Annotated in this window: 22 protein-coding genes; 10 read left to right on the top strand and 12 right to left on the bottom strand. The window is 65.4% G+C overall.

Going from position 1 to position 23,344, the window contains the following annotated elements:
• Positions 1-119 precede the first annotated feature (119 nt).
• Genes AC13C7_RS19210 through sseA form a run of 3 tightly spaced genes read right to left on the bottom strand, consistent with a single transcriptional unit; the run spans position 120 to position 2,724 of the window.
• Positions 120-1,304 (bottom strand): amino acid aminotransferase, encoded by a 1,185-nt coding sequence (locus tag AC13C7_RS19210; RefSeq protein ID WP_482868413.1) that lies wholly within the window; start codon positions 1,302-1,304, stop codon positions 120-122.
• 11 nt (positions 1,305-1,315) lie between these two features.
• On the bottom strand, positions 1,316-1,876 hold the full coding sequence (locus AC13C7_RS19205) for a GNAT family N-acetyltransferase (protein WP_172319907.1): 561 nt from the start codon (positions 1,874-1,876) through the stop codon (positions 1,316-1,318).
• Positions 1,873-2,724 carry a 3-mercaptopyruvate sulfurtransferase gene (gene sseA / locus AC13C7_RS19200; protein ID WP_172319908.1) on the bottom strand — a complete coding sequence of 284 codons (852 nt, stop codon included), beginning with the start codon at positions 2,722-2,724 and terminating at the stop codon, positions 1,873-1,875. The genes AC13C7_RS19205 and sseA overlap by 4 nt, the downstream gene beginning before the upstream one ends.
• A gap of 92 nt (positions 2,725-2,816) precedes the next feature.
• Here sseA and AC13C7_RS19195 point away from each other — a divergent pair, with 92 nt between their 5' ends.
• On the top strand, positions 2,817-3,506 hold the full coding sequence (locus AC13C7_RS19195; RefSeq protein WP_172319909.1) for a DNA alkylation repair protein: 690 nt from the start codon (positions 2,817-2,819) through the stop codon (positions 3,504-3,506).
• On the opposite strand, the gene smpB is transcribed toward AC13C7_RS19195, so the two are convergent.
• From smpB to dapA, 3 genes are all read right to left on the bottom strand, one after another.
• Positions 3,503-3,979, bottom strand: coding sequence for an SsrA-binding protein SmpB (smpB, locus tag AC13C7_RS19190; protein ID WP_172319910.1), 477 nt, complete (start codon positions 3,977-3,979; stop codon positions 3,503-3,505). The two genes, AC13C7_RS19195 and smpB, sit on opposite strands and share 4 nt — an antisense overlap.
• A 51-nt stretch (positions 3,980-4,030) precedes the next feature.
• Positions 4,031-5,524 (bottom strand): calcium-binding protein, encoded by a 1,494-nt coding sequence (locus AC13C7_RS19185; RefSeq protein ID WP_482868412.1) that lies wholly within the window; start codon positions 5,522-5,524, stop codon positions 4,031-4,033.
• 417 nt (positions 5,525-5,941) lie between these two features.
• A complete protein-coding gene (gene dapA / locus AC13C7_RS19180) occupies positions 5,942-6,814 on the bottom strand; it encodes a 4-hydroxy-tetrahydrodipicolinate synthase (protein ID WP_482868411.1) in 873 nt (290 codons plus the stop codon).
• A 145-nt stretch (positions 6,815-6,959) separates the two neighbouring features.
• Between dapA and AC13C7_RS19175 the strand changes: the two genes are divergently transcribed.
• On the top strand, positions 6,960-8,897 hold the full coding sequence (locus AC13C7_RS19175; protein WP_482868410.1) for a lytic transglycosylase domain-containing protein: 1,938 nt from the start codon (positions 6,960-6,962) through the stop codon (positions 8,895-8,897).
• On the opposite strand, the gene AC13C7_RS19170 is transcribed toward AC13C7_RS19175, so the two are convergent.
• Both AC13C7_RS19170 and mnmC2 read right to left on the bottom strand, forming a co-directional pair.
• Positions 8,894-9,757 carry a DMT family transporter gene (locus AC13C7_RS19170; RefSeq protein WP_172319914.1) on the bottom strand — a complete coding sequence of 288 codons (864 nt, stop codon included), beginning with the start codon at positions 9,755-9,757 and terminating at the stop codon, positions 8,894-8,896. The two genes, AC13C7_RS19175 and AC13C7_RS19170, sit on opposite strands and share 4 nt — an antisense overlap.
• The gene (gene mnmC2, locus AC13C7_RS19165) at positions 9,747-10,430 is read right to left on the bottom strand and encodes a tRNA (5-methylaminomethyl-2-thiouridine)(34)-methyltransferase MnmC2 (protein WP_235952684.1); all 684 of its coding nucleotides are present in this window, start codon (positions 10,428-10,430) and stop codon (positions 9,747-9,749) included. Before mnmC2 ends, AC13C7_RS19170 begins: the two co-directional genes overlap by 11 nt.
• Before the next feature lie 10 nt (positions 10,431-10,440).
• Between mnmC2 and AC13C7_RS19160 the strand changes: the two genes are divergently transcribed.
• Positions 10,441-11,517, top strand: a complete 1,077-nt coding sequence (locus tag AC13C7_RS19160) for an NAD(P)/FAD-dependent oxidoreductase (RefSeq protein WP_482868409.1) — start codon at positions 10,441-10,443, stop codon at positions 11,515-11,517.
• Here the strand turns inward: AC13C7_RS19160 and AC13C7_RS19155 are convergent.
• Both AC13C7_RS19155 and AC13C7_RS19150 read right to left on the bottom strand, forming a co-directional pair.
• Positions 11,514-12,056, bottom strand: coding sequence for an NADPH-dependent FMN reductase (locus AC13C7_RS19155; RefSeq protein WP_482868408.1), 543 nt, complete (start codon positions 12,054-12,056; stop codon positions 11,514-11,516). The genes AC13C7_RS19160 and AC13C7_RS19155 overlap by 4 nt on opposite strands.
• A 93-nt stretch (positions 12,057-12,149) precedes the next feature.
• Positions 12,150-13,523, bottom strand: coding sequence for a mechanosensitive ion channel family protein (locus tag AC13C7_RS19150; RefSeq protein WP_172319918.1), 1,374 nt, complete (start codon positions 13,521-13,523; stop codon positions 12,150-12,152).
• A gap of 245 nt (positions 13,524-13,768) precedes the next feature.
• Here AC13C7_RS19150 and leuC point away from each other — a divergent pair, with 245 nt between their 5' ends.
• The 4 genes from leuC to AC13C7_RS19130 all read left to right on the top strand — a co-directional run bounded on the left by leuC (position 13,769) and on the right by AC13C7_RS19130 (position 17,891).
• Complete coding sequence (gene leuC / locus AC13C7_RS19145) at positions 13,769-15,172, top strand: 3-isopropylmalate dehydratase large subunit (RefSeq protein ID WP_482868407.1); 1,404 nt, start codon at positions 13,769-13,771, stop codon at positions 15,170-15,172.
• A 67-nt stretch (positions 15,173-15,239) separates the two neighbouring features.
• Positions 15,240-15,758: an HdeD family acid-resistance protein gene (locus AC13C7_RS19140; RefSeq protein WP_172319920.1), complete on the top strand. Its 519-nt coding sequence runs from the start codon at positions 15,240-15,242 to the stop codon at positions 15,756-15,758.
• A gap of 89 nt (positions 15,759-15,847) precedes the next feature.
• Positions 15,848-16,327: an NUDIX hydrolase gene (locus tag AC13C7_RS19135; RefSeq protein ID WP_482868406.1), complete on the top strand. Its 480-nt coding sequence runs from the start codon at positions 15,848-15,850 to the stop codon at positions 16,325-16,327.
• An 88-nt stretch (positions 16,328-16,415) separates the two neighbouring features.
• On the top strand, positions 16,416-17,891 hold the full coding sequence (locus AC13C7_RS19130; protein WP_482868405.1) for an inorganic phosphate transporter: 1,476 nt from the start codon (positions 16,416-16,418) through the stop codon (positions 17,889-17,891).
• Here the strand turns inward: AC13C7_RS19130 and AC13C7_RS19125 are convergent.
• Positions 17,871-19,442: an AMP-binding protein gene (locus AC13C7_RS19125; RefSeq protein ID WP_482868404.1), complete on the bottom strand. Its 1,572-nt coding sequence runs from the start codon at positions 19,440-19,442 to the stop codon at positions 17,871-17,873. The genes AC13C7_RS19130 and AC13C7_RS19125 overlap by 21 nt on opposite strands.
• A gap of 54 nt (positions 19,443-19,496) precedes the next feature.
• Positions 19,497-20,579, bottom strand: coding sequence for a HupE/UreJ family protein (locus AC13C7_RS19120; RefSeq protein WP_482868403.1), 1,083 nt, complete (start codon positions 20,577-20,579; stop codon positions 19,497-19,499).
• A gap of 64 nt (positions 20,580-20,643) precedes the next feature.
• On the opposite strand from AC13C7_RS19120, the gene AC13C7_RS19115 reads away from it, so the two are divergent.
• The 3 genes from AC13C7_RS19115 (at position 20,644) to AC13C7_RS19105 (ending at position 23,323) form a co-directional block, all read left to right on the top strand.
• Positions 20,644-21,459, top strand: a complete 816-nt coding sequence (locus AC13C7_RS19115; protein ID WP_172319925.1) for a DUF4198 domain-containing protein — start codon at positions 20,644-20,646, stop codon at positions 21,457-21,459.
• A gap of 163 nt (positions 21,460-21,622) precedes the next feature.
• On the top strand, positions 21,623-22,228 hold the full coding sequence (leuD, locus tag AC13C7_RS19110; RefSeq protein WP_446122200.1) for a 3-isopropylmalate dehydratase small subunit: 606 nt from the start codon (positions 21,623-21,625) through the stop codon (positions 22,226-22,228).
• A gap of 357 nt (positions 22,229-22,585) precedes the next feature.
• Positions 22,586-23,323, top strand: coding sequence for a hypothetical protein (locus tag AC13C7_RS19105; protein WP_446122199.1), 738 nt, complete (start codon positions 22,586-22,588; stop codon positions 23,321-23,323).
• The last annotated feature ends 21 nt before the right edge of the window (positions 23,324-23,344 follow it).

Here is a 23,344-nt window from a genome sequence, read left to right as displayed (position 1 = left end):
GCTGCCCAAGGGTCGGGCTGCGGCTTACCGCAATGCGAAACCTCTTGGCAAGCGCGGGCCAAGAATTTTCCTTCAAAATTCTTGTGGCCCGAAAAATCTTGTCCGAAGATTTTTCCGCCTCAGCGCATCACCTCGGCCACCGCCTTCGCCACAACCGGGATATTCGCATCGGTCAACCCCGCCACGTTGATCCGGCTGTCGCCCACCAGGTAGATGCCGAACTCCTCGCGCAGCCGGTCCACCTGCGCGGGCGTCGCGCCCAACAGCGTGAACATGCCCTTCTGCGTGCCGAGAAACGCGAACCGGTCCGATCCCGTCACCTGCCGCAGCTCCGCCACCAAGGCGCGGCGATTGGCGGCCATCCTCTCGCGCATCTCGCGCAGTTCGCTCCGCCACATCTCGGTCAGGTCCGCATCATCCAGGATCGTCTGCACCACGCGCGCGCCATGATCGGGCGGAAAGGCAAAATTCTGACGGTTGAGCCACGCCAGCATCCCGCCCGCGGCCAGCGCCCGCTCGGCATCCGCGCCCATCGCCATGGCGATGCCGACCCGGTCGCGGTAGAGGCCGAAATTCTTGGAACAGGACGCCGCCAGCAGCAATTCCGGCACCATGCCCGCCAGCAGACGCAGGCCCGCCGCATCCTCCTCCAGCCCATCGCCGAACCCCAGATAGGCCATGTCGACAAAGGGCACCGCGCCGCGATCGAGGCACAGTTCCCCGATCGCGCGCCAATCCTCCAGGTCCAGATCGACGCCGGTGGGGTTGTGGCAGCAGCCATGCACGAGGATCAGGTCGCCCGGCGCGACGCCTGCCAGATCCTCCATCATGCCGGCCCGGTCCAACCCGCCCGTCTCGGAGTCGTAGTAACGGTATTCGCGCATCTCCAACCCGAGATAGCTGATGATCGCGGGGTGATTGGGCCATGTGGGCGCGGAAACCCACACCGTCGCCTCGGGCGTCAAGCGCTTGACCATCTCCAGCACCTGCCGCACCGCGCCGGTGCCACCGGGCGTGCCCGCCGCCCCGATCCGGTTCGCCGCGACCGCGTCGCCGAAGATCAGCGCCCGCATCGCCGCCAGGTAACCCGGATCGCCCGCCAGCGCGACATAGCCCTTGCTGTCCTGCGCCTGCCAGACAAGCTCCTCGGCCGCCTTCACGGCGCGCATCACCGGCGTGCGGCCCTCGGGGGTCTTGTAGACGCCGACGCCCAGATCGACCTTGTCCTCGCGCGGGTCGTCGCGGAACATGCCCATCAGGCGAATGATCTTGTCCACTTCGGGGGCGGTCAGGGTCTCGAACATCGCATCACTCCTCAATCGGCGAATTTGGACGGGTCTCGGTCACGGCGCAGCACACGCGTGCAGTCCTCGACCCGGACCGGGCGAAACCCGGCCTTCTGGTAGACGGACAGCGCGCGGGGGTGGTCCAGCGTGCAGGTGTTGACCGTCAGCTTTTCCGTGCCGGCCCGCGCCCATCCCGCCCGGATCGCATTCTGCAAGAGCCTGGCCCCGATCCCGGTCCCCACGGCCTCGCGCACCAGCCCGAAATAGGCCAGGTCGCAGATCCCGGCCTCGCGCCGGTCCAGCAGGTAGAACCCTTGCGGCCAGCCATGCCGGTAGGCGACGGTCAGCGCCATATCCGGGCCATGCAGCCAGGCGCGCAGATCCTCGGGGGCCTCGTCATGCTGATCGACCCATTCATACTCCTGCCCAACCGCATCGTAGAGCGACAGGAAGAACCAGACGGGCGGCTTGCGGGCCACCTCAAGGCGCAGGTCTCCGGGCAGCGCAGGCGCATCAGCCTCGGGCGGCTTCGTCATCTCAAGAAACGTCACCTGGTAGGGAACCTCGGTGCCCGCCGGAACGATGCTCATCCGGTCTCGACCTTCAACTGCTCGAACTGCCCCCATTCGGACCACGACCCGTCATAGAGCGCCACATCACGGTGGCCAAGCAGCTCCAACCCCAGAAACAGGATCGCCGCCGTCACGCCTGATCCGCAGGTGGTGATGATGCGCCGGTCCAGGTCGACGCCCGCCTGCTCAAACGCCGCGCGCAGGTCGGCGGCGCGCTTCAGGGTGCCGTCCTCGTTCAGAAGCGTCGCGTAATGGACGTTGAGCGAGCCCGGAATATGCCCCGCCCGCAGCCCCTCGCGCGGCTCGGGTTCCTCGCCCCGGAACCGGGCCGGACTGCGCGCATCGACGATCTGCCAGTCGCCCAGTTTCGCCGCGGCCGCCACCTGCGTCACATCCTTGACCAGATGCGCCTGGCGCTGCGCCGTCATGTGCCGATCCTTCACGACCGGGGGCATATCCTCGATCTCGCGCCCCTCGGCCCGCCATTTCGGCAATCCGCCATCCAGCACCGCCACATCGGTCTTGCCCATCAGCTTGAACAACCACCAGACCCGCGCGGCGGAAAACAGGCCCACGCCGTCATAGACCACCACCTGATGCCCGTCGCCCACGCCCATGGCGCGCATCCGGCTCATGAATTTCTCGATCGGCGGGGCCATATGCGGCAGGGCGCTGGCGCTGTCCGAGATCTCGTCGATATCGAAGAACCGCGCGCCGGGGATATGGCCCGCATCGTACTCGGCCTTCGCATCGCGCCCCATGTCGGGCAGGTAATACGAGGCGTCGATGACGCGCAGATCCGGATCCTTCAGATGCGCGGCCAGCCAGTCGGTGCAGACCAGGGTTTTCGGATCATCGGCGGGCATCGGCGGCCTCCCCATCTCTTGAATGTTATCGGCCATAGCCCTACGGCAAATGGCTTGGCACTGGCAAGGGGCGCGGGCTAGGCTGACATCCCATGACCCATGCAGACGTCATCGCCGCGCTCAAGGCCGCTGCCGACCCGGACGAGATACCTGGCGTGGCCCGGTTCTATAGCGGCGATCTTCCCGACACCGTCATCATCGGCGTGCCGCATCCGCTGATATTCAAGCTGGCCAAACCCTTCACCGATCTGCCGATCCCCGAGATCGAGCCCCTGCTGGACGATCCGCGCTACGAATTGCGCATGGCCGCGGTGAGCATCATGGATTTCAAGGCCGCCAGGCCGAAACTGCCGGAGGAGGACCGAAAGGCGCTGTTCGATCTCTACATCCGCCGCCATGACCGGATCGACAACTGGGATCTTGTCGATCGCGCTGCGCCCAGGGTTCTGGGCCAGTGGCTTGTCGACCGGGACCGCTCTGTCCTTGACGATCTCGCCCTGTCGGACCGACCGATGCAGCGGCGCAGCGCCATCGTCGCGAGTTTCGCCTTCCTGCGCCTCGGCCAGACCGAGGATACCTTCCGCATCGCCGGGCTTCTGGCGGGCGATCCGCACCCCTACGTGCAAAAGGCGGTTGGGTCATGGCTGCGCGAGGCGGGCAAGCATGACGAGGCGGCGCTTGTCGCCTTCCTGCGGGCCTATCGCGACGTGTTGCCGAAACCGACGCGCCGGGCGGCGACCGCGAAACTGCCGGCCGAATACCAGGCCGAATTGCGTGGCTAGCCCCGGTCGCGCAGGAGCCGCGCCTTCTGCCGCTGCCAGTCCCGCTTGGCCTCGGTCGCGCGCTTGTCCTGGTTTTTCTTGCCCTTGGCGATGCCGATCTTCAGCTTCACCAGACCGCGGTGGTTGAAATACATGACCAGCGGCACCAGCGTCATGCCCTGCCTTTGCGTCGCGTTCCACAGCTTCGTCATTTCCTTTCGGCTGACCAGCAGCTTGCGGCGGCGGCGTTCGTCATGGCCGAAGGTCTTGGCCTGCGCATAGGGCGCGACATAGGAGTTCACCAGCCACAACTCCCCCTCCTCGACCGCGGCATAGCTCTCGGCGATGTTCGAGCCGCCCTGCCGCATCGACTTGACCTCGGATCCCTCCAGAATGATGCCAACTTCGAGGTCTTCCTCGATGGCATAATCATATCGCGCGCGCCGGTTTTCGGCGATCACCTTGTAATTCGGGTCTGAGGCTTTCTTGTTCATGACCTGCCCCATGTAGGGGGCAGGCCACCCACTGTCCAGTTGCGGCGCGGATCAGAGCAGGAAATCATCCGCGCTCAGGCTGACGGTGTCCTGCACCACCAGCTGCATGTCCGCGCTTCCGTCGCCATCGACGTCGATCTGCACGATGGCATGGCCGGCCCCGTTCACGGTATAGGCCACGCTGGCCCCCGTGCCGCTCAGACCCCCGGTACCCTCGAAGGTGAAGGCCGGGTCGCTCAGCTCCGACAGGTCGATCCGGTCGATACCGGTCTCGAAGTCGCGGATCACGTCGCGCAAGGCCCCGAAGCCGCTGTCGGTCACCGCCTCGAAGACGAAGACATCCGACCCCGCCCCGCCGAGCATCACGTCGCGGCCAGAGCCGCCGATCAGCACGTCATTGCCGCTGCCGCCCCGCAGCACGTCGTCGTTGGATTGCCCCATCAGCGTGTCGTCGCCGGCATCGCCGAAGAGCACATCGTTATCCGAGCCGCCAAGGAGCTGGTCGTCGCCATTGTCGCCGCGCAGCGTGTCATTGCCGTCGAGCCCCGTCAGCGCGTTGTCGCCCTTGTTGCCCTGGATCAGGTTGGCACCATCGTCGCCGGTCGCGTCGAGTCCCTCCGACCCCCGCTGCACGATCCGCTCGATCCCGCCGCCCGAGACAAAATCCGCCCGCGCAACGACGGTGTCGTAATCCCCGCCGCCATCTATCACCACGCCGACCTGATCGACAAAGAACGTATCGTCGCCAGCCCCGCCGTCGATGGTCCCCGTCACCGTGCCGCCAAAGCCGCGATAAGTGTCCGCGCCGCCGCCCAGGTTCACGTCGCCGGTGATGAGGCCGTTGTTGCGGATAATGTCCTCGTCGGCACCACCCCCGTAGGCCCCAAGGACGATGCCGGAGTTGTGGAAGACGTTGCTGCCATCTCCCAGAAGAACCGCGCCGTTGACATCCCCGAAATTCCGGAAAACATCTGAACTGTCGCTATCGCCGAAATATGCAATGGCGTCTGTTGCGATGAGCGACCCGAAATTGTCGAACCTGACCGTGTCGCTGACATCGTATGAAGAAATCTGCACCGCAGTATAGCCGGTAATGGTTCCGTAATTCGCCGATCGCAGATTGCCTGACGTCAAGACGACACCAGAGCCAAACGGGCTGAACGCGGTGATGGTGCCGTGATTGAGAAGTTGCACTTCCGTGTCAGGGAACGGGCTGCGCACTCCAGTGGTACCTGTAATCTCGCCATGATTTTCCAGCCGAAAGCTGCCTGTACTCAAATCGACTCCAGACAGTCCGGCGTGAACCGTGCCGCTTTCAGCGATGTAGATCCGACTGCTCGCGGACGCGCTGGAACCTTCGATATGGACCCCGTCTGTCCCGGCCGCGACAAACCCGTGGATTGCAAGGTCGATGCGGTCGACCGAGAGCCCGCTGATCGCGTTACCCGCGCTGACCCCCAGTGTTTCGGTCGGCAGCATCAGGTAGTCGAAATTACTGGTAAGATTGATCGTCGCGGCACCGGCGTTGATGAACGTAAGGGGCATTGAGCTATCCTTTGTCATGCGAAAATGCATGCCGGTCAGGATAGGCTCATTCCAGTTTCAGTCAAAAGATAGTTAACGCCTTTAGAGCAGGAAATCATCCGCGCTCAGCAGCCCGGTCTTGGCCACCACGATCTGCATGTCCTGCGTCCCGTCGCCATCCATGTCGATGCGCGTCATCGCGAACAGCGGTGCCCGCCAAACTGTATTGGCATGCATTGAACGGGTCGGCGATGCAGCCCGAGCCCCTCGCATGAATCTCGGAAAGGTTAACGCGCCGTCAGGAAATAGCCACTTGTTTCGGTCCGGCTGAAAAAGTGACACATGCGTCAAGAATTGGTGACACTCTTGTCAAGAAAATCGCCCGCCAAGCCGGTTGGGGCCTGACGGGCGTGGTGGATTTCGCCGAATTCTGCGCCTCTAATGGATCAGTCCGGCATGGCGCATGGCCATGTGCAGCGCCTCTTTCGTCACATCCGAGACCGGCAGGAGCGGCAGGCGCACATCCTCGCGGCACATCCCCAGCATCGCCAGCCCGGCCTTGGCACCTGACACGCCCGGTTCCAGGAAGATCGCCTCATGCAGCGGCATCAGTTTATCCTGGTATTCCAGCGCCTTGACATAGTCGCCTGCCAGCGTCGCGGCCTGGAACTCGGCGCAGAGGCGCGGCGCGACATTGGCGGTGACGGAGATGCACCCCACCCCGCCATGCGCGTTGAAACCGAGGGCAGAGGCATCCTCGCCCGACAGCTGCACGAAATCGGTGCCGCAGGTGATGCGCTGCTTTGAGACGCGGGTAATATCCGCCGTGGCGTCCTTGACTCCCACGATATTGGGCAGTTTCGCCAGTTTTCCCATGGTTTCCGGCGTCATATCCACCACCGACCGGGGCGGGATATTGTAGATGTAGATCGGCAGGCCGACCTCGTTCACGGCGGCGAAATGGGCACACATGCCCGCTTGCGTGGGCTTGTTGTAATAGGGCGTCACCACCAGCGCGGCATCGGCGCCGACATCCTTGGCATATTGGACAAAGCGCAGCGCCTCCTCGGTGTTGTTCGACCCTGCCCCCGCCATCACCGGAACGCGGCCGCCCGCTGCCTCGACCACGGCGCGGATCACCTCTTCATGCTCGCGATGCGTGACCGTGGGGCTTTCGCCCGTGGTGCCGACCGGTACGATCCCGCTGCTGCCTTCCGCGATATGCCAGTCGACAAGTTTTTTCAGCGCGTCGAAATCCACTGCACCGTCCTTGAACGGCGTGACCAGGGCGGGCATCGAGCCTTTGAACATAACACGCTTCCTTATCTCAGGGTTGGGCCGGGATCGGCGAAATAACGCGGGTCTTGCCACCGCAGGGCTGCTATTGCCAAGTTCGTGAGTTGCAAGCAAGTCCCCAGGCACTATCCTCTGGCCGGTGTTCTGCAAGGTGGTGCCAATGAGACGTATCCTTTTCGCCCTGATCCTCGGCCTCTCGCCCCTGCCCGCCACGGCCTCGCCCGAGGCGCTGGCGGAGGCGTTGGAGGCGCTATCGGCGCGCGACTATGCCGCCGCGGCTGCCGCGCAAGCGCGGATCGACGATCCCGCCGCCGCCCATGTCGTGACATGGACCCGCCTGCGACAGGGGCGCGGCGAGCTTGCCGAGTATATCGAGTTCATCGAGGATCATGCCGATTGGCCCGGAATGCCCTACCTGATGCAGCGCGGCGAGGAGAACATCCCCGAAGGCACCGACCCCGCCACCGTGATCGCCTATTTCGACGTCGAGCAGCCGCAGACCGGCACCGGGTCGCTACGCCTGGCAGCCGCGCTATGGGAGACCGACCAGCGCGACGCCGCCATGGCCGAAGCACGCCGGGCCTGGACGACGATGTCGCTCAGTGAGGCCGAACATGATCAGTTCATGGTCGACTGGCCCCGAACGCTCGCCACCTATCACGAGGCGCGGCTGGATCACCTGCTGTGGGAGTATGAGCCCGAACAGGCCCGCCGCATGTATCCTCTCGTCGGCGACGGATGGGAACGTCTGGCCGAGGCACGGCTGGCCCTGCGCGCGCGGCGCGGCGGCGTTGACGACCTGGTCGCGGCGGTCCCCGCCGATCTGCGCGACCATCCGGGCCTCAATTTCGAGCGGTTCATCTGGCGGATGCGCGAGGGCCTGACCGACAGCGCGCAGGAATTGATCGATGCCACTTCCACCTCCGCCGAAGCGCTTGGCCACCCCGAGGAATGGTCCAACCGCCGCCGCCAGCTGGCACGCGAGTTGATGCGGTCGGGTGACCTTGACGGCGCCTATCACGTCGCCGCCAACCATCACATGGAGATCGGCGACGACGATTCCGATTATGCCGACCTGGAGTGGATCGCGGGCTATACCGCCCTGCGCCTCGGTCGCTACGACACCGCGCTGCAACATTTCAACAATTTCCGCGCGGTCGTGGTCTCGCCCATCTCGGTCGGACGCGCGGGCTACTGGATCGGGCGCACCTACGAGGCGGCGGGCAATGCCGAAGGGGCGGCCCTAGGATATGCGCTCGGTGCGCAGTATCAAAGCAGTTTCTACGGGCAGCTGGCCGCCGAACGCGGCGGGATCGCGGCGGATCGCGCGTTCCTGGGGCAGGAGGATTTCGGAAACTGGCGGGACTCGGATTTCGTCGATGACGACGTGTTCCGGGCGGCCATGGCGCTTTTCGAGGCCGACGAGATCGGCCTCGCCTCACGGTTCTGGACCCACCTGACCGAGAGCCTCAGCCGCCAGGATGCGGGCCGCCTCGGCGACTTGGCGCTGGAGCTTGGCAGCCCGCATATCGCGCTGCGCATCGCCAAGCGCGCGGCGCAGAACGGGCACGAGATCATGCGCGCCTATTACCCGATCTATCCCGACCTCGTGGAGGCCGACCTGCCGGTTTCGGCCCGCCTGACCCTCTCCATCGCGCGGCGCGAGTCCGAGTTCAATCCCGCAGTCATCAGCGGCGCGGGCGCGGTCGGGCTGATGCAGGTGATGCCCGGCACGGGCCGCCAGATGGCGGCGCGGCTCAATGTCGGTTTCAGTGAATCGCGGCTCTTCAGCGATGCGGGCTATAATGCCGTACTTGGTGCGGGCTACCTCGACTACCTGATCGAGGAGTTCGGCCCCAACCCGGTCCTCATCGCCTCGGCCTATAACGCGGGGCCGTCCCGCGCGATCCGCTGGTCCGAGGAAAACGGCAATCCCTGGGATCCGGAGGTCGATATCGTCGATTGGATCGAGGGAATTCCCTTCCGCGAGACGCGCAACTACGTGATGCGGGTGACCGAGAGCATGTTGATCTACGACGCGCATCTGTCGGGCGAGATGCCGGACCAGACGCTGATGCAACTGCTCAGGCAGCGTTAGCGCGCGCGCCGTTCGCGCCAGAAGGTGAAGAGGCCCGCCCCGACAACGATCGCCGCGCCGAGCATCACGGGCCATTCCACCACCTCGCCGAACACGGTCACGGCCAGGATCGAGACGAAGACAAGCTGGAAATAGGCAAAGGGCTGCACCGCGCTGGCCTCGGCCACCTCGTAGGTCTTGATCAGCAGGTAATGGCCAAGCGCGCCGGTCAGGCACAAAAGACCCATCCAGCCCCAATCGGGCCGTGCCATCGGCTCCCAGAACCAGACCCCGATCAGGGTCGCGGCGACGGCCCCCACGGTGCCGGTCCAGAAGAAGCTGGTCATCGCCGGATCCTTGCGTGCCGCGAACCGCGTCAGCAGCCCGTAAAGCGCGAACATCGCGGCGGCCAGCAGCGGGATCAGCGCGGTGAGTGAGAACACGGCCGCGCCGGGGCGCAGAATGATCAGAATACCGATCATGCCGACCCCGATCGCCGCCCATCTGCGCCAGCCGACGGTTTCCCCCAGGACGGGACCGGAAAGCGCCGCGATGATCAGCGGGTAGGAGGTAAAGATGGCGTGGGATTCGACGAGGCCGAGCAGCACGAAGCTGAGCACCGTCACCATGATCTCCAGCACCAGCAGCACGGCACGGAAGCTCTGGAGCAGCCATTGCGGGCTGGCCATGGCGCGGCGCAGCCCGCCGGGTTTGCGCGCGACCAGGGCGGTGACGAAGAGGGCGAAGAACCAGTAGCGGATCATCACCACCATGTAGACGTTGTATTCCCCCGCCAGGTGGCGCGAGATCCCGTCCTGTGCGGCGAACACCGCCGTCGTGGCGATCATCAGGGCGATGCCCAATCGCGTGTCATTGCCCATCGTTCAGCCGCCCCACGCTCATGTGTCGCTTGCGGCCATAGCCCGGCACGCGGGCCACGTCGAACCCGGCAGCGACAAGGCCGCGTCGGACATGGCCGGCCGCCGTGTAGGTGGCGAATGTGCCGGCGGGCGCCGTGTGCCTGCCGACCTCGGCCAGCAGGCCGGGCTGCCACAGTTCGGGATTCTTGGCCGGCGAAAACCCGTCGAGGAACCACGCATCGGCGCGCCCCTCCCAACCGGGCAGAGTCTGGCGGGCGTCGCCCAGGACCAGGCGAAGCTCCAGATCAGGGCGCATCAGGGGCGTCGCGGGATCGGCCAGCGCCTCGGCGACAATATCCGCAAAAGGCACGGCCTCGGGGAACCCCGCCAGCGCCCGCGCGGCGTCCTCGGGGGCCATCGGGAAGGCTTCGAAACTGGTAAACCGCAGCGGGCCGTGGGTGCCCGCCGCCTGCCACGCCCGCAAGGCCGCGATCAGGTTCAACCCGGTGCCAAAGCCAAGCTCGGCGATGTGGAACCCCGGCTGAAATCGGGCGGGCAGGTCATTGCCGTCAAGGAACACGTGGCAGGTCTCGGCCAGACCGTCCTCCAGCGAGTAATAGGGATCGTCGAAACGCACCGAGACCGGCACGCCCTGCTCACCCCACATCACGCTGTCTGTCTGGTCCCGCTCCATATCCTGCCCTATGAAGGCTGCGCATGACTTCGGCAAGTGGGGCGCGATGGTGGATGTGACGATCAGGGGGGCCGGGATCTTTGGCCTGTCCATTGCATGGGCCTGTGTCGCGCGCGGCGCAAGGGTGCGCGTGATCGACCCCGGCGGGGTGGCGGCGGGGGCCTCGGGCGGCCTCGTCGGTGCGCTGGCCCCCCATACGCCGGAACGCTGGAACGACAAGAAGGCGCTGCAATTCGAGAGTTTGGAGAGGGCCGAGATGTTCTGGGCCGAGGTGCGGGAGACCGGCGGCCATGACCCCCACTATGCCCGCACGGGCCGCATCCAGCCGGTCGGCGCGGTGGACCTGGCGACGGAGCGCGGGCGCAACGCGGAAGAATTGTGGCAGGGCCGATACGACTGGCGCGTGGTGCCGGTCGAAGATTTCGCCCCTTTCGCGCCGCTGACCACCTCGGGCCTCGTGATCCACGACACGCTGACGGCCCGTGTTCACCCGCGCAAGGCAACGCAGGCGCTGGCCGCCGCGCTGCAGGCGCGCGGGGTGGAGGTGGTGCCGGACGGGCGGGAAGAGGGCGCGGTGATCCATGCCACCGGGGTCGCGGGGCTGGAGGCGCTCAATACCGATCAGGAGGCCCGCGTCGGGATTCCGGTCAAGGGACAGGCCGCGCTGCTGGAGTTCGACGCACGGGACGCGCCGCAGATCTTCGTCGATGGGCTGCACGTCGTGCCACATGGCGACGGGACCACGGCAATCGGATCGACCACCGAGATCGAATTCACCGACCCCGCCCGCTGCGATGGCGGCCTCGATGACATCCTTGGGCGCATCATCCGGCTGGTCCCTGCCCTGCGTGACATCACGGTATTGGAGAGGTGGGCCGGTTTGCGTCCCCGCGCCCGGTCGCGCGCGCCAATGCTTGGGGGTTGGCCCGACAGGCCGGGTCAATTCATCGCCAATGGCGGTTTCAAGATCGGCTTCGGCATGGCGCCCGTGGTGGCCGAGATGATGGCCGATCTGGTGCTGGAGGGGCGCGATACGATCCCCGAGACCTTCCGGGTCGCCGCGTCGCTGCCGAAATCGCGCCGCTAACCCAACCTCGCCTCGGCCCGCAGCCCGTCCATCAGGTCCTGCAATGCCTTGAGGTAACGCTCATTGGTCAGCCGCCCCTCGGCGTCGAACTCACGCGCGGCCCCGCCGACCAGAACCTCCGGCCCGACCAGCAGACGGGGCCGGAACGGGTTGAGCGACAGGCGCATGATCCACTGCGTCCGCTCGCCGCCCGCGCGCCCGCCCGTGGCCGACATCAGGGCGACGGGCTTGTCCAGCCACGGGTTCGGCCTGGTCCGGCTGACCCAGTCCAGCGCGTTCTTCAGAACACCCGAGATCGACTTGTTGTATTCGGGGCCCGCGATGATCACCGCATCCGCCGCCGCGATCTGTTCGGCGTGGCGCGTGACCGCCTCGGGGATGCCCTCCTCCTCCAGATCGCCATCGTAGAGCGGCAGGCGCAGATCGGCATAGGTGACCTTTTCGGGGTCGAAGAGGCGCACGGCCTCGCGCATCAGCTTGGTGTTGAGCGATGCCGCCCTGAGCGACCCGGACATTCCCAGAACATGACCCTGTGTCATTCGCGCGGCCCCTTTCCTTCGATTGCCCTTCGCAGATAGCGCGCGGGCCCGCCCCGGCAAAGAGGCGGCACCGCACACGGCCTGTGCGGGCTGTCAGTCGGCAGGGGCTTCGTCCGGTGTCTCCGCATCCGCCGCCTCGCCCAACATGCGCACTTCGCGCTGCGGGAAGGGGATCGAGATGCCGTTCTCCTGGAAGCTGTCCCACAGCGCCAGGAACACGTTGCCGCGGATATTGGTCAGCCCGCCGGTCGGATCGAGGATCCAGAACCGCAGCACGTAATCGACGCTGCTGTCGCCGAAGCCCACGATATGGCAGACCGGCGCGCGGCTGGACAACACCCGGTCCACCGACCTTGCCGCCTCGATCGCCAGTTTGCGCACCTTGTGGGGATCGTCGGCATAGGCGGTGCCGAAATTGATATCCAGCCGCACGAACTGGTTGGAATGAGACCAGTTGACCACCTGGCTGGTGATCAGATCCTCGTTCGGGATGAGGTATTCCTTGCCGTCACGGGTGACCACGCTGGCATAGCGCGCGCCAAGCGTCTCGATCCAGCCGAACGTGTCGCCAAGCGAGATCACGTCGCCCGGCTTGATCGACTTGTCGAGCAGGATGATGATGCCCGAGACGAGGTTCGAGACCACTTTTTGCAGGCCGAAACCAAGCCCGACACCGATGGCGCCCGACAGGAACGCCAGCCCGGTCAGGTCGACGCCGACGGCCTTGAGCCCGATATAGAGACCGGTGCCGTAAAGCACGACCTGCACGGCCTTGACGACGAGAACCCGCATCGAGGGCGAGATATCCTCGTTGCGCTGGATCCGCGACGAGGTGGTGCGCGACAGGAACCGGGCGGCGACCATCAGCGCGGTGACGATCAGGATGCCTTGCAACACCAGCAGCAGAGACAGGCGGAACTCGCCCAGGCTGAAGCCGATGCTGTCGAGGATGGCGGCGGCGTCATCCTCCAGATCGAGGATCAGCAGCGTGACATAGGCCCATGCGCCATAGCGCAGCAGGCTGCGGATGACGGGGGAATGAATCAGCCGGGTGACGAAGGTCACGATCAGCCAGGCAGTGGCCAGCTGCGCAATGATGATCAGCAGGTAGGACCGGCTTGGCCAGGTGAACTCCTGCATCCCGAAGACGAGCGGCCAGATCAAGAGGACGAAGAAGATGCCCCGCAGCCGACGATGGATGACCACAAGGATGCGCATCCGCCATTTCGGCCAGCCCTCGCGCGAGGCCATCCAGGCGCGGATGCGGGGGCCCAGGACGCGGCGCAGGAGATGCGCCAGCAGGAACAGCCCCGCGGCGATGCTGATCTGGTAGAAATTCCACGGCCTGAGCAGGTTGGCCAGCAGATCCTGCCCCTCGGCCAGCAGGCGGGTGCCGATATCGACGGCATCTTCCAGCTGCAATGTGTCGGGCAGGATGCCGCCCGGTGGGGTCGTCTCTTCTTCCATTCACCTATCCGCTTGTGCTGCGATCCATAGTGGCGGCTTGCGCGGAAGGGGGCAAGCACCGTTGAGCCCGCTTGATGCGACGGGGCCATGGGTGTATCTGCCGGGGCATGACACGGATTTTCGACATGGATGACCGCACGCGCCTGCCCTGGCGGTTCCACCGTCTCAGCGCGGCGGGTCTGACGGCTGGCTGACGCCCGCATCGCCCGCGCCCCATCCATCGACCCGATTTGAGAGACCCTAAAATGACCGGCAAGACACTCTACGACAAGATCTGGGATGCCCACCTGGCCCATGAGGCCGAGGACGGCACCTGCCTGCTCTATATCGACCGCCACCTGGTGCATGAAGTCACCTCGCCGCAGGCCTTCGAGGGGCTGCGCATGACCGGCCGCACCGTGCGCGCGCCCGACAAGACCATCGCCGTGCCGGACCACAACGTGCCCACCACGCTGGACCGGGTGAACGGCATCACCAACGAGGAAAGCCGCATCCAGGTCGAGGCGCTGGACCGCAACGCGCGCGAGACCGGTATTCACTACTACCCTGTCTCGGACGTGCGCCAGGGCATCGTGCATATCGTCGGCCCGGAACAGGGCTGGACCCTGCCCGGCATGACCGTGGTCTGCGGCGACAGCCACACCGCCACGCATGGGGCGTTCGGCGCGCTGGCGCATGGCATCGGCACCTCTGAGGTCGAGCATGTGCTGGCCACGCAGACGCTGATCCAGCGCAAGGGCAAGAACATGAAGGTGGAAATCACTGGCAGGCTGGCGCCGGGCGTGACCGCCAAGGACATCACCCTGTCCGTCATCGGCAAGACCGGCACGGCGGGCGGCACCGGCTATGTCATCGAGTATTGCGGCGAGGCGATCCGCGACCTCTCGATGGAGGGGCGCATGACCGTCTGCAACATGGCCATCGAGGGCGGCGCGCGCGCCGGTCTGATCGCGCCGGACGAGACCACCTTCGATTACGTCAAGGGCCGCCCGCATGCCCCCAAGGGCGCGCAATGGGAGGCGGCGCTGGATTGGTGGAAGACGCTGAAATCCGACGAGGATGCGCAGTGGGACAAGGTGGTCACCATCGACGCCGCCGATATCGCGCCGGTCGTGACCTGGGGCACCAGCCCCGAAGACGTTCTGCCGATCACCGCCGATGTGCCGGACCCCGCCAGCTTCAAGGGCGGCAAGGTCGACGCGGTCAAGCGGTCGCTGGACTATATGGGCCTGAAACCGGGCCAGAAGCTGAGCGATGTGGAGATCGACACGGTCTTCATCGGCTCCTGCACCAATGGCCGGATCGAGGATCTGCGCGCGGCGGCCGAAATCCTGAAGGGCAAGAAGATCAAGGAGGGTCTGCGCGCCATGGTCGTGCCGGGCTCAGGCCTTGTCCGGGCGCAGGCCGAAGAGGAAGGGCTGGCCGATATCTTCAAGGAGGCCGGGTTCGAATGGCGCCTTGCGGGTTGCTCCATGTGCCTCGCGATGAACCCCGACCAACTGGCCCCCGGCGAACGCTGCGCGGCCACCTCGAACCGCAATTTCGAGGGCCGCCAGGGCCGGGGCGGACGCACCCACCTGATGAGCCCCGGCATGGCGGCGGCGGCGGCGGTGACCGGCAAGCTGACGGATGTGCGTGAGATGATGTGAGTTTGCGGTGGGTGATCCCGGCCCCTGGGGCCCGGAACCACCCACCCTGCGGCAGAGGGGCGAGGGCATGGGCAACTGGGGCAGCTGGATCGTCATCGGGCTTTTGCTGATCGCGGGCGGGGGGCTGGCGCTGGCCAATCCCTTCGCGGCCTCTCTTGCGGTCGAATTGCTGGTCGGCTGGATCTTCCTGATCGCGGGCGTGGTCCAGCTTTACGCGGCCTTCCGGTCCGAGGGCGATTTCGGCCTACGGCTCGGGCTCGGGCTCTGGGGGCTGCTGGTGCTGGTGATCGGCGTGTCGCTGGTCGCCGATCCGCTGGCCGGGCTGGTCACGCTGACCTTCCTGCTTGGCATCGTCTTCACCGTCTCGGGCCTGTTGCGGCTTGCCCTGGCCTGGGGTGCCCGCAACAGCCGCATCTACTGGGTCTTGCTGCTGTCGGGCGCGCTGTCGGTCCTGATCGGCATCGCGGTATTGGCCAATTTCCAGCAGGCGGCAACGGCCCTTCTGGGGATCGTGCTGGCGGTGGAGCTGATCTCGAACGGCATCGGCGCGGTCGCCTACGGGCTTGCCTTGCGGGATCGCTCCTGACCCCGAAACCATTGCCAGAATTGCATTTCCCCAAATTATCCGTTAGAACAAACGGATAACAAAAAACACATCGCGGCAGGATAAGAAAAATGACAAACTATGCACGCTCCGCATGGCGGGAGCTGATTTCACCGCTATTCCGCAGACCCTCGCTCGTTCAACTGGCCGGTCTGTGCCATCGCACCGGCCCCGACGGGCTGGAGGTTCTGCTTGTCCGCTCCTCGCGCGGGCGCTGGATCCTGCCCAAGGGCTGGCCCATCGAGGGGCTTGGCGGGGCGGAGACCGCGTTGCAGGAGGCCTGGGAAGAGGGCGGCGTCAGCGATGGCAAACCCGCGAAGCGCGCGCTTGGGCATTTCCAGACCGTCAAGCGCGACGATCACGGGGCCGAAATGCGCTGCGAGACGCATGTCTACCCGATCGAGGTGCGCGAGACGCAGCCCGATTTCCCCGAATCCGATCAGCGCGATCCGACCTGGGTCAGCATCAACACCGCCATCGGCATGGTCGAGGAGCGTGGCCTCAAGGACATTCTCGCGGAATTTGCCGAGGCGAAGGCCGACAAAAGTTGATCTTGGCGGCTGCGCCCTCTAGGCCCTGCCGGAACTGACTCAACTGGAGGACCGGTCGCCATCGGCGCGGCCAGTCGCGAAGCAGCCGATGGCGCAAGATCCCCTGAACAACCAATGGCGCACCCTGGACAAGGATCTGGGGCGCATCAGCCAGTTGGAATACGCGACGCAATATGTCTCGCGCCCCATGGTCGGGCTTGGCATCGCGCTCGCCTTCGTGGTGATCGTGGGGATCGCCGTCACCATCTTCCTGGGCACCCAGACACCCTCGCCCATCATCATCGCCGCCGCCGTGTTGGGGTCCTATATGGCGATCAATATCGGCGCCAATGACGTTGCCAACAACATGGGGCCGGCGGTCGGGGCCAATGCGCTGACCATGGGGGGCGCCATCGTGATCGCGGCGCTCTTCGAAAGCGCGGGCGCGCTGCTGGCGGGGGGCGACGTGGTCTCGACCATCTCCAAGGGCATCATCGACCCCGAAAGCGTGGCCGACACGCAGGTCTTCATCTGGGCGATGATGGCCGCACTCATGTCCTCGGCACTGTGGGTCAACCTGGCGACCTGGGTCGGCGCGCCGGTCTCGACCACGCACGCGGTGGTGGGAGGTGTCATGGGCGCAGGCATTGCGGCGGCGGGCTTTGCCGCGGTGAACTGGGCCACGATGGGGGCGATCGCGGCCTCCTGGGTGATCTCGCCCCTGCTTGGCGGTGTCGTCGCTGCCGCGTTCCTGGCCTTCATCAAGGCCCATATCATCTACCAGGACGACAAGATCGCCGCCGCCCGCCGGTGGGTGCCGGTGCTGATCGGGATCATGGCGGGCGTCTTTGCCACCTACCTGGCGATGAAGGGCCTCAAGCGGATCGTCTCGATCGACCTCGGCACCGCGCTGGTGATCGGCGTGGTGATCGGCGCGGTCTCCTATGCCATTTCCGCCCCGATGATCCGGCGGCAATCCGAGGGGATGGAGAACCGCAACCGGTCGCTCAAGACCCTGTTCTCGGTGCCTCTGGTGTTTTCCGCGGCACTGCTGTCCTTCGCGCATGGGGCCAATGACGTGGCCAATGCGGTCGGGCCGCTGGCGGCCATCGTCCATGCCGACCAGTTCGGCGAGTTCGCGGGCAGCGTCTCGATCCCCAACTGGGTGATGATCATCGGCGCCTTCGGCATCTCCTTCGGCCTGGTCCTGTTCGGGCCGAAACTGATCCGCATGGTCGGCAGCCAGATCACAAAGCTCAATCCGATGCGCGCCTATTGCGTGGCGCTGTCGGCGGCGATCACCGTGATCATCGCCAGCTGGTTGGGCCTGCCCGTCAGTTCCACCCATATCGCCGTGGGCGCGGTCTTCGGCGTCGGGTTCTTCCGCGAATGGCACGCGGAGCGGCGCAGCCGCAAGTTCGGCGCGGCCAAGCCCAAGCGGATCGCCGCCGAGGAACGCCGCCGCCGCAAGCTGGTGCGCCGGTCGCATTTCCTGACCATCATCGCGGCCTGGGTGATCACCGTGCCCGCCGCCGCGACCATGTCGGGGCTGATCTTCCTGGGGCTATCGGCCGTCCTGTCCTGAGGCCAGACGGTCGCGCAAGAGCCGCCGCAGGATCTTGCCCGAGGCCGATTTCGGCACTTCGTCGACAAAGATCACCCGGTCCAGATGCTTGTAATGGGCCAGCGTTTTGGCGACATGCGCCTTGATCTCGGAGCGTTTCAGCCTGGACCCCTGCGCGCGCTGCACGAAGGCCACCGGCACCTCGCCCGCCTCGTCATCGGGCGCGCCGATCACGCCCGCATCCGCGATCTCGGGGTGATCCAGCAGCCGCGCCTCAAGCTCCGCGGGCGCGACCTGGAAGCCCTTGACCTTGATCACCTCCTTCAGCCGGTCGCGGATGAAGAGGTAGCCGTCATCGTCGATCATCGCGATATCGCCGGTGCGCAGCCAGCCATCCTCGACAATGCTCTCCGCCGTCGCCTTGGCATTGTTCAGGTAGCCGCGCATGACCTGCGGGCCCTTGACCCAAAGCTCGCCTTCCGCGTTCGGCCCCAGGTTCTTGCGCGTCTCCGGGTCCACGATCCGGCTGAGCGTGCCCGCGATGGCCTGCCCGACCGCCCCGTCGCGCGGCGCATCGGGCGACATGACATGGCTGCCGGGGCTAAGCTCGGTCATGCCATAGGCCTGCGTCACCGTGCGGCCAAGCCGCTTGTGCATGGCATTCCCCAGATCGGCCCCCATCGGGGCAGCGGCGGAGTTGATCTGTTGCAGCGAGGACAGGTCGAACCTGTCCACCAGAGGATGCTTGGCCAGCGCGATGGCGACCGGTGGCACGATGAAGACCCGCTCCGCCTTGTGCTTCTGGATCAGCGCCAGGAACAGCTCCAGATCAAAGCGCGGCATGGTGGCAAGGCGCGCCCCGGCGGCAAGGTAGACATTTACCAGCACCTCCAGCCCGTAGATGTGGAAGAACGGCAGGAAGGCGGGCGTGATCTCGCCGGGCTGGATCTTCACCACACCGAGAAACTGATCGGTATTCACGACGAGGTTGCGGTGGCTCAGCATCACCCCCTTGGGCAGGCCGGTCGTGCCCGAGGAATAGGGCAGCACCGCGCTATGCGTGTCCAGATCGACCGGCACCTGCGCGGCCAGAGGCGCGCCCATCAGATCGGCCAGCGGGGTGGCGCCCTCGGCCTCGCCGATCACCACCAGTTCGGACACACCCGTGCCCTTGATCCCCTCCCGTGCCACATCCAGCGTCGCAGGGATGGTGATCAGCAGATCGGCCCCCGCATCCTGCAGTTGGTGGCGCAGCTCCTCCGCCGTGTAGGTCGGGTTGATCGTGGTCACGGTCGCCCCGGCAAAAACGATACCGTGAAAGGTGCTGACAAACTCGGGGATGTTGGGGGCCATCACCCCGATCACCTTGCCCGGCCCGATCCCGCGCGCCTTGAGGCCGCCCGCCAGCCGCTGGATCGCATCGACCAGTTGCGCGCCGGTGATCTCGCGCCCCGTCAGCCCCTCGATCAGGACGGGGGCATCCAGACGCGTCCGCACCCCTTCCAGCACACGCTCGGTAATGGTCTGATCGCGCAGGGCGATATCCCCATGCGGGCTTGTGAATACGGTCATGCGGCCTCCCCAAATTCGGTTCAGCCGCAGCCTGCCACAGGTGGACGGACGCGCCTAGAGAAACACGCGCTCGACGCTCCACCAAGCGCCGATCAGCGCAATGAACAGCGAGGCCGGCACCGCGATACGGGCGCGATACCAATCCTTCCGCCCGAACCAGTATCCCACCAGCAGGAAGGCCGCGAAGATCACCGCAAGCTGTCCGAACTCCACCCCGATATTGAACCCGACAAGGGCCGTGATGAAACGCGTCGGATCAATCCCGACATCGCCAAGCACGCTGGCGAAACCAAGCCCGTGCAGCAGGCCGAAAGCAAAGACCAGCGCCGTGCGCGACCTGAGCGAGCCGAAGCCAAGCACGTTCTCGACGCCGACATAGACGATGGACAGCGCGATCAGCGGTTCCACGACCGAGGCCGGGACGCTGATAATCTCGAGGCTGGCCAGCGCCAGCGTGATCGTGTGCGCCAGGGTGAATGCGGTGACCTGAAACAGGATGGGCCGCAAGTGCAGTGAGAAGAAGAAGAGACCGAGGACAAAGAGGATGTGATCCAGGCCCTTGGGGACGATATGTTCGAACCCCACCACGATGTAGCGCAGGAACACCGCGCCCGCACCCTCGGTCGCGATCTCGCCACGCGGCAGCGGTTCGCTCAACTCGCCGCCCGCCAGGAACCCGGCATAGGCATCCTCGCCCGCATCCGCCTGCCGCACGACCAGTTCGCCATATTCTTCGGCCCACCCGAATTGCACCGGCGCATCGCCTTCGGGCAGATCGGCGCGGAAGGTGAGCGTGGAGGTGCGGGCCAGGTCGAAATTCCCGACCTCCGGCACCTCGATCCCGACGAACTCGGGCGTTAGCCGCTGGCCATCCACCACGATCATGAGGTTATCGGCCATCTGCGGCCAGAAGGCCCGCATCTCCTCGGCCAGCACTTGCGGCTCCATCGCGCGGAACCGGTCATAGGCGCCTTCCTCGGGCGCCTCGGTGGTTTCGGTGACTTCGCTCAGGTCTATATCCGCGAGGATGGATTCGACCGCCATGCGCAATTCGATCACCACCTCCTCGGCGCTCACGGCCACGTCCGAGATACCGGGGTCGATCTCATGGGACCGCGCACCGGGGGCAGCACTCACGAAAAGAAGAATTGACAGCGCCGAGATCCGGGCCAAGTTAAAGGGAAACATATTGGAAATTCTCATGTCTGTTACACTCCGTTCCATCTGTGCCGCATTTGTCCTCGCGCTGCCAGCATTGCCTGCCGCGTCGCATGAGTTCTGGATCGAACCGCTGGCGTTTCAAGTCGCGCCCGGCGACCCGTTGGAGGCACGGCTGCGGGTGGGCGAAAGTTTCGAGGGCCCGTCCTATTCCTACCTGCCGCGCAACTTCATCCGCTTCGACGTCGCGCAGGGCGACGCGGTCACCGAGGTCGACGGACGGCTTGGCGACAACCCGGCGCTGCAATTCGACGGGGCCGCGGAGGGGCTGGCCGTGATCCTGCACGAAACCTCGGACAACCGCCTGACCTATGACGAATGGGCCGGGTTCCTGCGCTTTGCCGCACACAAGGATTTCGGCGATGTCGAGACGATGCACGACGCCCGTGGCCTGCCGAGGGAGGGCTTTCGGGAAAGCTACAGCCGCCACGCCAAGAGCCTGATCGCCGTTGGCTCGGGCGCGGGCGCGGATCGCGAATACGGGCTGCGGACCGAGATCGTGGCGCTGGCAAACCCCTATACCGACGACCTCAGCGACGGCTTTCCGGTGCTGGTCCTGCTGGAGGGCGAACCGCGCGCCGATGTGCAGGTAGAACTGTTCGACCGCGACCCCGACGGCGAGGTGACCGTCACCCTGCACCGCACCGATGCCGAGGGCCGCGCCGTGCTGCCGGTTGAGCCCGGCCATGTCTACCTTGCCGACAACGTCACCCTGCTGCCGCTGGAACAGGACAGCCCCGGCGACCCTGTCTGGCATTCCCTCTGGGCCTCGCTCACCTTCGCGGTCCCCGCCCCCTGATCCCTTCTTTGTTCCGAAAATATCCCAGGGGGTTTGGGGGACTGGTCCCCCAACCGGTCGGCGCGCTTGCGCGCCGACCCCACGCCGCACGCACCGCACCCGTCTTGTATCGCCCCCCCATTGCCGCTATGCCACATTGCGAACCCGAAGGAGGTGCCATCAGATGGACAGTTTCACCACGCTCACCGGCATCGCCGCCCCGATGCCGCAGATCAATGTCGATACCGACATGATCATCCCCAAGCAGTTCCTGAAGACGATCAAGCGCTCGGGGCTTGGCGTGAACCTCTTCGACGAGATGCGCTATGACGACAACGGCAACGAGATCCCCGATTTCGTGCTGAACAAGCCCGCCTATCGCAACGCGCAGATCCTGGTCGCGGGCGACAATTTCGGCTGCGGTTCAAGCCGTGAGCACGCCCCCTGGGCGCTCCTCGATTTCGGCATCCGCTGCGTCATCGCGCCCTCCTTCGCCGACATTTTCTACAACAACTGCTTCAAGAACGGCATCCTGCCCATCGTGCTGCCGCAGGACCAGGTCGACATGCTGATGGATGACGCCGAGCGCGGGGCCAATGCCGTCGTGACCGTCGATCTGGAAAGCCAGACCATCACCGGACCCGATGGCGGATCGGTCTCGTTCGAGGTCGACGCCTTCCGCAAGCATTGCCTGATGAACGGCTTGGACGATATCGGCCTGACCCTGGAAAAATCCGCCGCGATCGACGCGTTCGAGGCCGAGGCCGCACAGGCCCGCCCCTGGGTCTGATCCGTCAGAAACACAAGATATAGCCCCTCGGCCCCGCCGGGGGGCTATTTCTTTTGGCGACTGTGTCAAACCGGCGACAGTTTCCCCCGCAAAATCCGCAGCCTCGAATCCTCAACCAAGTCAGAGGGTTGCGAAACGACATGAATGTGGGCAAGATCGTGGCAATTGAGGCAATCCGATGGCAAATCGGACAAGAACGTGGACCAAGGGCCTGCAAAAACAAGGGTCCGTCCAGGTTGAGGGTTTTGGGCAGTGATCGCACAGCTTGCAAGCGCTGTGGTGCGGGCGATTTTGGTTGTTATCGTCATCTCCACGCCGTCCTTGCTCCTACCGGGGGCAACGCCGGAATCGGCGCAGGTGGTTGCACTGGTGGCCCTCTTTTGCGCGTTCTTCACCTTCTCCGAATATGCCTCGACCTATCCCGGCCTGATCGAGTTTCGCGATGCCCCGCCCTTCAACCGGGTGCGCGCGGTCAGCCTGTTCATCACGCTCTTCGCGCTGTCCATCGCCGCCACCGGGGCCGAGGCGCCGCAGACCCTGGCCCTGATCGTCAACGCGACCGGCCTTGTCGTGGCCCACGCGATTGACTTTCCCTACAGCCCGATCAACCTGCTCGGCACGCTGTTGCAGGACGATATCTCGCCCGCCGAGCTGACCCGGCTGCGCACCATGGGCGGGCTGAGCTTCCTGATCGGCCTCGTCACGCTCAGCATCTTCGCGGTGCTGATGCGGGTGCATGGCTGGCCCAACCGCAAGGCCAAGTTCAATGTCTGGGTCAACCTGCCGACCTTCGACCCGACCGTCGGCGGCGACGTGGTGGTGCGGCTGACCCGTGACAGCCGGATTAACATTATCTTAGGCTTCGTCCTGCCATTCTTGATGCCGATCCTGGCGTCGCTCGGCATCCGGCAGCTTGGGCTGTCGGTCTCGACCTCGCCGCAAACGCTTGTCTGGGTGGTCACGTTATGGAGCTTCCTTCCCGTCTCGCTCTTCATGCGCGGCATGGCGATGGCGCGGGTGGCGGCAATGGTAACGGCGCGGCGGCGTTACCTGACGCGGCAGATGGATATGCAGGGCGGCTTGCAGCCGGTCTGATCTGGCTGCTGCTGCTCCTTC

It is taken from the genome of Alterinioella sp. B-7 (assembly GCF_056857775.1).
Note: the sequence above shows the minus strand (reverse complement) of the source record. Positions and strands in the feature narration are given on the sequence as shown.

Bases quoted from the DNA above. Each gene is read 5' to 3' on its own strand.
- AC13C7_RS19210 (WP_482868413.1), bottom strand. From the start codon at position 1,304: ATGTTCGAGACCCTGACCGCCCCCGAAGTGGACAAGATCATTCGCCTG.
- AC13C7_RS19205 (WP_172319907.1), bottom strand. From the start codon at position 1,876: ATGAGCATCGTTCCGGCGGGCACCGAGGTTCCCTACCAGGTGACGTTT.
- sseA (WP_172319908.1), bottom strand. From the start codon at position 2,724: ATGCCCGCCGATGATCCGAAAACCCTGGTCTGCACCGACTGGCTGGCC.
- AC13C7_RS19195 (WP_172319909.1), top strand. From the start codon at position 2,817: ATGACCCATGCAGACGTCATCGCCGCGCTCAAGGCCGCTGCCGACCCG.
- smpB (WP_172319910.1), bottom strand. From the start codon at position 3,979: ATGAACAAGAAAGCCTCAGACCCGAATTACAAGGTGATCGCCGAAAAC.
- AC13C7_RS19185 (WP_482868412.1), bottom strand. From the start codon at position 5,524: ATGCCCCTTACGTTCATCAACGCCGGTGCCGCGACGATCAATCTTACC.
- dapA (WP_482868411.1), bottom strand. From the start codon at position 6,814: ATGTTCAAAGGCTCGATGCCCGCCCTGGTCACGCCGTTCAAGGACGGT.
- AC13C7_RS19175 (WP_482868410.1), top strand. From the start codon at position 6,960: ATGAGACGTATCCTTTTCGCCCTGATCCTCGGCCTCTCGCCCCTGCCC.
- AC13C7_RS19170 (WP_172319914.1), bottom strand. From the start codon at position 9,757: ATGGGCAATGACACGCGATTGGGCATCGCCCTGATGATCGCCACGACG.
- mnmC2 (WP_235952684.1), bottom strand. From the start codon at position 10,430: ATGGAGCGGGACCAGACAGACAGCGTGATGTGGGGTGAGCAGGGCGTG.
- AC13C7_RS19160 (WP_482868409.1), top strand. From the start codon at position 10,441: ATGAAGGCTGCGCATGACTTCGGCAAGTGGGGCGCGATGGTGGATGTG.
- AC13C7_RS19155 (WP_482868408.1), bottom strand. From the start codon at position 12,056: ATGACACAGGGTCATGTTCTGGGAATGTCCGGGTCGCTCAGGGCGGCA.
- AC13C7_RS19150 (WP_172319918.1), bottom strand. From the start codon at position 13,523: ATGGAAGAAGAGACGACCCCACCGGGCGGCATCCTGCCCGACACATTG.
- leuC (WP_482868407.1), top strand. From the start codon at position 13,769: ATGACCGGCAAGACACTCTACGACAAGATCTGGGATGCCCACCTGGCC.
- AC13C7_RS19140 (WP_172319920.1), top strand. From the start codon at position 15,240: ATGGGCAACTGGGGCAGCTGGATCGTCATCGGGCTTTTGCTGATCGCG.
- AC13C7_RS19135 (WP_482868406.1), top strand. From the start codon at position 15,848: ATGACAAACTATGCACGCTCCGCATGGCGGGAGCTGATTTCACCGCTA.
- AC13C7_RS19130 (WP_482868405.1), top strand. From the start codon at position 16,416: ATGGCGCAAGATCCCCTGAACAACCAATGGCGCACCCTGGACAAGGAT.
- AC13C7_RS19125 (WP_482868404.1), bottom strand. From the start codon at position 19,442: ATGACCGTATTCACAAGCCCGCATGGGGATATCGCCCTGCGCGATCAG.
- AC13C7_RS19115 (WP_172319925.1), top strand. From the start codon at position 20,644: ATGTCTGTTACACTCCGTTCCATCTGTGCCGCATTTGTCCTCGCGCTG.
- leuD (WP_446122200.1), top strand. From the start codon at position 21,623: ATGGACAGTTTCACCACGCTCACCGGCATCGCCGCCCCGATGCCGCAG.